Origin of the sequence: Corallococcus praedator, from assembly GCF_003612125.1 — a bacterium.
Taxonomy (GTDB): Bacteria; Myxococcota; Myxococcia; order Myxococcales; family Myxococcaceae; genus Corallococcus; species Corallococcus praedator.
In genome coordinates this window covers 1-396 of sequence record NZ_RAWI01001367.1, presented here as the reverse complement: position 1 = coordinate 396, position 396 = coordinate 1, and the positions used below count along the sequence as shown (strand labels likewise).

The following is a 396-nucleotide window of genomic DNA, read 5'->3' as shown; positions in this document are numbered from 1 at the left end:
AGATAGGCTCCGGTCTCGTGGGCTCGGAGATGTTTATAAGAGACAGGTTCATCGATCAGCTTCGAGTTGCCATACGGCGAGAGAGGTTTGCCGATCGTTTCCTCCACTTTCGGGATCGTCTCGTCATCGCCATAGACGGCGGAGGAACTGGCATAGACAAACCGCTGGACTCCAGCTTCGCGAGCAGCCACGAGCATGTTCAACGTGCCATCGACATTGACGCGATTGCACCAGAGCGGATCCTCGATCGATTGCGGCACGGAGATAAAACCGGCTTCGTGTAATATGTAGTCAACTCCCTGGCACACCTGCCGGCAGAGCTCGAAATCGCTGACACTCCCTTCGATGAAACGAAACCGTTTGAAACGCTCCGGGCCGACTTCGCTTTCCACGGCC

At 55.8% G+C, this 396-nt stretch carries 1 protein-coding gene; it reads right to left on the bottom strand.

Going from position 1 to position 396, the window contains the following annotated elements:
* Positions 1–396: NAD-dependent epimerase/dehydratase family protein (locus D7Y13_RS44490; RefSeq protein ID WP_120631172.1), on the bottom strand; the 396-nt coding region annotated here is incomplete at both ends.